Here is a 7,115-nt window from a genome sequence, read left to right on the forward strand (position 1 = left end):
TCTTCCATCTGAGCAAAGGGTTCTTCTTCCGGCTTTTTCTGTTCTTCCCAGCTGTTTGAGAAGGCTTCCTCTTCATTTATTTCTTTCTGTTCTTCCATCTGAGCAAAGGGTTCTTCTTCCTGCTCTTTCTGTTCTTCCCAGCTGTTAGAGAAAGCTTCCTCTTCATTTATTTCTTTCTGTTCTTCCGTCTGAGCGAAAGGTTCTTCTTTCTGCTCTTTCGGCTCTTCCCAGCTGTTAGAGAAAGCTTCCTCTTCATTTATTTCTTTCTGTTCTTCCATCTGAGTGGAAGGCTCCTCTTCCTGCTCTTCGGTTTCTTCAGTATCAGCAAGCTCATGAACACCTGGGAATATATTGATAATGCATGCATTTTGCACAATTATTTTTTCTTCCCCACTAATGAGAATAAGATGGTCATCAAAGACCCGGCTTAAAAAGCCTGTAACAAACTGATCGTTATAACAATTGATCGTTACCCAGCTATACTTACACTGTTCTAAAATTTCATGAAGCTGTTCTGCCTGTAAATAATTCTTAGTAACCGTATTTGTCTGCATATCTTTTGCATTTTTTGAAACAGACTTTATCTGCGCGAGGTGATGGTAAATGTATTTTTCTTCTGTAATCTGCAAAATTAAATAATCTTTTTTTACATCGACCATTATTCCCTTTATAAGTATCCCATCATTTGAGAAGACACCTACCGAATAACCAATAAATGGTCTAAGCGCATCAGAAAAAAAAGGGCTCGACATTTCTTCCCCCCTCACAGGTTAAAAACCCTTTTATCAAACAAAAGTCCCTTTGAACGAAGAGAATATGACATAATTGCTTAGCCCATTCCTCATTTCAAAGAGACTCCAATTTCTTTCTTCTTGATGATTAATACGAATAATTATTGCTTTCTGTTTATTGAGTTTCTTCCTCTTTTTCTTTCTTGTCTGATTCTTTCTTATTCTTTTCATCCTCTTTTTCTTTTTTATCTTTATCCGGACCCTCAATTTTCAAATCGTAACTGATGTTTTTAATATGGAACGTCGATACACGAATAACTTCTTCATTATAAACAATCGTGACATAATCATCATTAATATCATCGAGTACGCCTTGATATTTTTCATGCCCGCCCCGATTAATTGTCACCCATTTATACTTTAAATTGTTCATAACGTCTGTGAATAGTTTTCCACCGATATACGTAAAATCTTCAGGAACAAGGAGGTCGAATTCGAGACCTTTCTTAGTGTTGTCGGTTAAGCTTTTAACATGATGGCCTTTGTAGTAAAGAACACCGTCTTCTTTTGTAAGGAGTACGAAATAATCTTCTTCTACTGCAAGTAATTGTCCAACCCGAGAATCATGACCACCTCTATTGACCTTAACGACTTTACCAACTAATGAACTTAGAATTTCCTTATTCATTCGTCTACTCCTCCTATTTTAGAAAGTTCCCTGTAATTATATGCAGAAGCCAAGAGAAGGTACTGCTTCAATCGTCGGCAGATCTTATTTTTTAAAATAGAGCCGATAAAATGTTTTATTCCTTAACATTCCATGCTCTGTATATTTTCAGACATGAAAAAACACTTAGTGTGTAGAAGTATGAATAAACAAAAAAACCGCTTAGGAGACAACAATTGTTGTCTCCTAAGCGGTTTTTTAACTAAAATCTAATTCGTTAATTTAAAATAGACTTTTTTGGATTTGTGCTACATACACACTCTGTTCTGCACTAAATTTCATTGCCTGTGAGAATGAAGCACTGTTAAAAAACTCATTAACAATTGCCTCGTCTGAATGAGGAATATGCTTTCCTGCTACGATTTGACAGCCATTGATGCAGCCACTCGTAAGCAGGATAATGTCGTTCGGCCTGCTTTCCTCAAGTGACCGGATCACGCCTTCCCGTCTTGTGGCAGCCGTCAAAATGAGTTCTTTTGGATTTGAAAATCCACTGACTACGCGTCCAATAATGTCATTTGGATTATGGGGTCCCGGGTGATCTACCGTTACGACGATCACATCTGCTTTTCCTTCTGCCGCCTGTGCCATTTTGGGCATTTTCCCAAAGTCTCGAATGCCAATGCCCGCGATCATCGCAATCAAACGAGCATGTGGAATACGCCGTACTTCAGTTAAAATTTGATCAAGAGCTACGGGCGTATGAGCATAGTCTATAATGACTTTCCGATTGTCCGGTCCGTGAATCACTTGAAAACGACCCTCTACCTGTTTCATGTTTGGCAGAACAGAAACGATTTCTTCCATACTGATCCCAAGAGACAAAGCCGCTGCAACCGCTGCTGTAAGGTTTCCGGCATTATATTCTCCGTAGAGCGGCACAGATATCGCATATGGTTTCCCTCTATACAATAGTTGAAATGTCATGCCTTCCTCATGATGCCGGCAGTCTGTCCAAATTAAATCAGCTCCTGACAGCGGTTTGCGGCTGTACGTAATAAGACGGCCTTTAGCTGATTTGAGAATATCCTCTGACATGCCTGCATCATCCAGATTCACCACACCGACCGACGCCTGCCCAAAAAGCTGCAGCTTAGACTGCTTATAATGCTCCATTGTTTTATGATATTCCAAATGCTCTTCTGAAAAGTTGGTATGAATGGCTATATCAAATAAAATGCCTTCCACCCGCTTTTGGTCGAGTGCAATAGAAGAAACTTCCATCGCTGCCGCTTCATGATTCGAATTGTGGAGTTCCTTAAAAATAAAATGAATGTCTGAGGACATTGGCGTAGTCGGTGTGCTTTTGTTGTATGGCATTTTTTCAGCTGCTTTCCAAATCCCGGTTGTCCCAAGCATGCCGCATGGAATATGAAGCAGGTTGAATAAACTTTGCACATACGTAGCCACTGTCGTTTTACCATTTGTACCCGTGACTCCTACTTTGATGAGGCGTTCCTGTACATATTCATAAAAATAATCCGACACATGAGCCATAGCCGCACGAGAATCCGCTACTGAAACGAATGTAACAGCTGGAAACCGCTCGTGAAACGAATGAAGAATCTCTTCATCGGTGCCAATTACAGCAGATGCACCGGCTTCAATCGCCTGCTCAATATAATCGTGGCCGTCCGCGTTCTCCCCTGCGATAGCAAAAAAAGCAAAACCGGGCTTTACTGCCTGGGAGTTGTATGTAACTCCAGAAATGTTAGGACGGGCCGGGCCAAAAAGATGGATGGCAGAAACAGCAGGTAATTGTTTAAATGGAATGTGCATGGATCGTTCCTCTCTTCATTCGTCTTTTTTAGACTTACTTCCCGGTTCAGACTTCCTCTACTCTTTTTGTGAACAGTTTGTGTGCTTTTTCTTTGTTTTTTGACACCTTTGTGATCCTAAAGCGGTTTTCATTCGTTTTGTTTTCAACAGTGGTATAGTGTTTATGAACCATTTATGAATTGAGGTGAATCAATTGAAAAAAATCTTTGTTTTCCTTTTTAGCTTATTATTTCTGTTTTCGCCTGCTGTATCCGCCCATACGGGATTGGAAAGTTCTTCTCCTGCGGACGGGGACACTGTAAAAGAGCCGATTCAGGATCTTTCTTTGACATTTGAAACGCCAATTGAACAGGGAAGCAGCTTCACACTGAAAAATGAAACCGGAGAAGTTCCGCTTGAAAATGTTCAAGTACAGAACAATGTATTAAGCGGGTCTGCGGCAGAACCGCTGAAAGACGGTTCTTATACGGTTGATTGGCGGATCGTCGGTGAAGATGGGCACTTAATCGAAGGAACATATGGATTTACGGTTGCAGCCGAGCAGGCGGAAGAGCCGGCAGAGGAAACAGCGCCGGAGGAAGAAGCAACAACAGATCAAACAGAGGAACAACCCGCTGCTGATGTACAGCAGGAAGAAAAAGAGTCCTCTTCCTCCATGCCGATTATTATCGGTGTGATCGTAGCTGCCGCATTGCTTGCCGTTATTCTGCTTATGAGAAAAGGGAAAAAATAATGGCTGTGCTTTATGCGTCGGAAACTCTTTTATACAGCTGTTTTTCTTTGTTAATGGGCGCTTTCCTTATACAGCTTGTTCCTGCGCATAAAAAGCCGGCGATTCTCATTCGAGAGCGCTGGCTTTACGGGTCTGTAGCCGGTATCGCTCTTTTTGCTTTTGTGCCGGCAGCTGTATTGATTCTGGAACTTGCGGCAGGAAGCGGCGTAATGTCTGTGGCACAAACGGTCATTCTCGGATTTACGGTCGGGAAGGCTTGGGCATTCACTCTTGCTGTTGCGCTTTTTTTCGCACTGTACTTGTTTACGTTTCCTGTTTTAACCGATAAACGTTTTACAGCTGGCGGACTCGGTTTTATTCTTTTGCTGATTGGCTCGATCAGCTGGTCGAGTCATGCCGCTTCTTTAACCGATTGGACCGGTGTCCTTTCCCATGCGGTGCATTTTACAGCAGTATCCGTTTGGGCTGGCCTGCTGCTTATGGCTGGCTGGTTTGCACGTGATGAAGCAAACTGGCTTGCTTTTTTAAGATGGTTTTCGCCAGTAGCTGCTACTTGTTTGTTATTAACCGCTCTGTCTGGCTTTTGGATGATGACCATCATTTTAGACGTTCGTGACTATGCAAGCGACTGGTCACTTAATTATGGACAGGCACTTTTAATCAAGCACTTACTGGTTCTGCCAGTTTTGCTGTTTGCGTTTATAAATGGGTTTCTTTTCAAACGAAAACTGCAAGAGCGCCGGGACGTTCACCCGAAGCCCTGGATAAAAGCAGAAAGCCTTATTTTATTATTGATCTTTGGCACAACAGCGTTTCTTGGCCAGCAGGAGCCGCCTCATGCAGTCAGCGAGGGCCGTTACTCACCGTTATTTTCTTTCTTTTACACCGGCTCCCTGCCGCCCACTTTGCCGCTGCAACTTGGCTGGTCACCGTTAAATGTGCTGTTTATGTTTCTTGCCCTTGTTTTTTTAGCAATTGGCTTTTGGGGATATCGGAAAAAAGAAGCGGGCATTACATTTTTCATGAGCACGCTGCTTGTTTTTTCTCTTTATCTTGCCCTGATTACCGGTCTTTCATCTTAAAAAACCGCCTTAGCAGAGGCGGTTTTTTTATTATCAGCTTCTTCTTTTTCTCTCCCCGTCTCTCTATTGTTAGATTTTCTCACAATGTTTTTTCATTATTTGAAGCTCGATGTAAACCTTTTTTCATAGGATTGAATACTGTTTAAAACATATAATAAATGCGGTATTAAAGCGATAGAAACCGGTTACAAATTTCCTGTTATAAACAGACGGATTTTTGTTTTGTGTTTTTTCACAAATGATCTCTATTTTTTTTAACAATCAAAACGATGTCATTTTTTTCTTTTTCTCCTACAATAAAGGCAACAAATACGAGAGGATGATCGTGATGTTAATTGGGATCCCAGCTGAAATTAAAAATAATGAAAACCGTGTGGCTATTACGCCGTCAGGAGTTGCTACACTTGTGGCCGCAGGACATGATGTCATGATCGAAAAAGGAGCCGGCTTAGGAAGCGGATTTACAGACGCAGAATATGAACAGTACGGCGCTCAAGTACTTGATTCAGCAAGAGATGTTTGGAACCGGGCAGATATGGTGATGAAAGTAAAAGAACCGCTTGCTTCTGAATATCAATATTTCCGTAAAGACCTTCTTCTTTTTACTTACCTCCACCTTGCAGCTGAACCAGCGCTTACAAAAGCGCTAGTCGACAGCGGTGTAACCGGTATTGCTTATGAAACCGTTACAGCAGGCGGCACGCTGCCTCTCCTTTCACCAATGAGTGAGGTTGCCGGGCGGATGGCTACGCAAATCGGGGCTCAATTTTTAGAAAAGAATAACGGCGGAAAAGGCGTTCTGCTCGGCGGTGTTCCAGGGGTGAAACGAAGCCGTGTAACCATTATCGGCGGCGGTATGGTTGGTACAAATGCAGCCCGCATTGCCGTTGGGCTCGGAGCAGACGTTACGATCATTGACTTAAGCGCAGACCGTCTTCGCCAGATTGAAGAAATCTTTGGCGCAAGTGTTCAAACTCTTATGTCAAATCCATTAAACATCGCTGAATCTGTAAAAGAATCCGATCTTGTTATCGGTGCCGTTTTAATTCCGGGTGCTAAAGCGCCGAAGCTGGTAACAGAAGAAATGGTAAAAGCAATGTCACCAGGATCGGTTGTCGTGGATGTAGCAATTGACCAAGGAGGTATTTTTGAGACAGTAGATCGTATTACAACTCATACAAACCCGACTTATGAAAAACATGAGGTTGTTCATTATGCTGTAGCAAATATGCCAGGAGCAGTTCCGCGTACCTCTACCATTGCATTAACCAACGTTACGGTACCTTACGCCCTCCAAATCGCAAATAAAGGCTTTGAACAGGCTATTAAACAAAATCCAGCCCTTGAAAGTGGCGTAAATACGTATGGCGGCCATGTAACCTTTGAAGCCGTTGCGCGTGATTTAGGATATGAGTTCAAAAATGTGAAAAGCCTGCTTGATTCACTAACGGTTTAAATAAAAAAAGCTGCCTCCAGCACTGGAGACAGCTTTTTCTTTTAAAGGACAAGTATTAATATTTCTTTATATATAAAAAAGCAGCTTCTATTTCGAAAAGAAACAGAAGCTGCTTTAAATGATACCGGCGGCCGGGGTCGAACCGGCACTCCCGTGAAGGAACTGGATTTTGAGTCCAGCGCGTCTGCCAATTCCGCCACGCCGGCATATCATATACATGGAGCGGAAGACGGGATTCGAACCCGCGACCCCCACCTTGGCAAGGTGATGTTCTACCACTGAACTACTTCCGCACTTGAACAGGAGGTTCTGGGTTCTGCGTTTCGCACAGAACGTGTGCGCTCTTAGAAGAAGTTCCTCTTTCATGCAAGACTTTGTAAGAAGTCTTTTATCAAATATACAGGCTGACGAAAGTATTCACTTTCGCCAGCCTGTAAAAGATGCGGGTGAAGGGACTTGAACCCCCACGCCTCGCGGCGCCAGATCCTAAGTCTGGTGCGTCTGCCAATTCCGCCACACCCGCTAAGTATAAATGGCTGGGCTAGAAGGATTCGAACCTTCGCGTGACGGAGTCAAAGTCCGTTGCCTTACCGCTTGGCTATAGCCC

6 protein-coding genes and 3 tRNA genes are annotated in these 7,115 nt (G+C 42.8%); 3 read left to right on the forward strand and 6 right to left on the reverse strand.

Going from position 1 to position 7,115, the window contains the following annotated elements:
- From RG959_RS15270 to RG959_RS15280, 3 genes are all read right to left on the reverse strand, one after another.
- A partial coding sequence (locus RG959_RS15270; protein WP_342797843.1) for a hypothetical protein occupies positions 1-752 on the reverse strand: 752 nt, incomplete at its 3' end.
- 154 nt (positions 753-906) lie between these two features.
- Positions 907-1,419 carry a hypothetical protein gene (locus tag RG959_RS15275; protein ID WP_342797844.1) on the reverse strand — a complete coding sequence of 171 codons (513 nt, stop codon included), beginning with the start codon at positions 1,417-1,419 and terminating at the stop codon, positions 907-909.
- Between the two features lie 261 nt (positions 1,420-1,680).
- Complete coding sequence (locus tag RG959_RS15280) at positions 1,681-3,237, reverse strand: UDP-N-acetylmuramoyl-L-alanyl-D-glutamate--2,6-diaminopimelate ligase (protein WP_342797845.1); 1,557 nt, start codon at positions 3,235-3,237, stop codon at positions 1,681-1,683.
- 193 nt (positions 3,238-3,430) lie between these two features.
- Here RG959_RS15280 and RG959_RS15285 point away from each other — a divergent pair, with 193 nt between their 5' ends.
- The 3 genes from RG959_RS15285 (at position 3,431) to ald (ending at position 6,508) form a co-directional block, all read left to right on the forward strand.
- Positions 3,431-3,970: a copper resistance CopC family protein gene (locus RG959_RS15285; protein ID WP_342797846.1), complete on the forward strand. Its 540-nt coding sequence runs from the start codon at positions 3,431-3,433 to the stop codon at positions 3,968-3,970.
- Complete coding sequence (locus tag RG959_RS15290; protein WP_342797847.1) at positions 3,970-5,052, forward strand: copper resistance D family protein; 1,083 nt, start codon at positions 3,970-3,972, stop codon at positions 5,050-5,052. The genes RG959_RS15285 and RG959_RS15290 overlap by 1 nt, the downstream gene beginning before the upstream one ends.
- Positions 5,053-5,380: 328 nt before the next feature.
- Positions 5,381-6,508: an alanine dehydrogenase gene (ald, locus tag RG959_RS15295; protein WP_251273477.1), complete on the forward strand. Its 1,128-nt coding sequence runs from the start codon at positions 5,381-5,383 to the stop codon at positions 6,506-6,508.
- Between the two features lie 122 nt (positions 6,509-6,630).
- Here ald and RG959_RS15300 read toward each other — a convergent pair.
- From RG959_RS15300 to RG959_RS15310, 3 genes are all read right to left on the reverse strand, one after another.
- Positions 6,631-6,714 (reverse strand) — tRNA-Leu (locus RG959_RS15300).
- Positions 6,715-6,726: 12 nt separating this feature from the next.
- Positions 6,727-6,801 (reverse strand) — tRNA-Gly (locus RG959_RS15305).
- Positions 6,802-6,949: 148 nt separating this feature from the next.
- Positions 6,950-7,031 (reverse strand) — tRNA-Leu (locus RG959_RS15310).
- Between the last annotated feature and the right edge of the window lie 84 nt (positions 7,032-7,115).

The organism is Domibacillus sp. 8LH (assembly GCF_038806185.1).
Lineage (GTDB): Bacteria > Bacillota > Bacilli > Bacillales > Domibacillaceae > Domibacillus > Domibacillus indicus_A.

What these genes read in the sequence shown, in the direction of transcription:
- RG959_RS15275 (WP_342797844.1), bottom strand. Translation starts at nt 1,419, where the DNA reads ATGAATAAGGAAATTCTAAGTTCATTAGTTGGTAAAGTCGTTAAGGTC.
- RG959_RS15280 (WP_342797845.1), bottom strand. Translation starts at nt 3,237, where the DNA reads ATGCACATTCCATTTAAACAATTACCTGCTGTTTCTGCCATCCATCTT.
- RG959_RS15290 (WP_342797847.1), top strand. Translation starts at nt 3,970, where the DNA reads ATGGCTGTGCTTTATGCGTCGGAAACTCTTTTATACAGCTGTTTTTCT.
- ald (WP_251273477.1), top strand. Translation starts at nt 5,381, where the DNA reads ATGTTAATTGGGATCCCAGCTGAAATTAAAAATAATGAAAACCGTGTG.